At 44.8% G+C, this 357-nt stretch carries 1 pseudogene; it reads right to left on the bottom strand.

Features of this window, described 5'->3' with window-relative positions:
- A pseudogene (locus tag ACTHS3_RS17345) lies at nt 1-346 on the bottom strand (phosphoethanolamine transferase); the annotation flags it as partial.
- Nucleotides 347-357 lie beyond the last annotated feature (11 nt).

Genomic DNA, 357 nt, shown 5'->3' with positions numbered 1-357 from the left:
CCACAGGCAGCCACAACTTATCCAACATCGACGCGCCCGCGCTGCCGACTTCAGTAATCTCTTTCAGCATCAGCCAATAATTAATGCCCGTCATCCAACTTTGATAAACCGCGTAATGCACATTGTTGGCAATAATGCTGAGCGCGAAAAACACCGCAATCAACAAACGCGTCACCTTATAACGCGCAAACAGATACAGCGCAGCAATCACAAATGTCAGCGCAAACGTTTCCGCAATTTTCGCAGTCGGTAAGGTTTCAATTCCGAATACAAAGCGATAGGCAATTTCGCTGGCAGTCAGTAAAGACGAATACAAAACAAGCGTGAGGAAAGATTTTTTCATCATTAATATTTCAC

The organism is Neisseria sp. P0009.S007, from assembly GCF_051962515.1.
The sequence above is the reverse complement of the archived record's forward strand: the minus strand, read 5'-3'. Positions and strand labels throughout refer to the sequence as shown.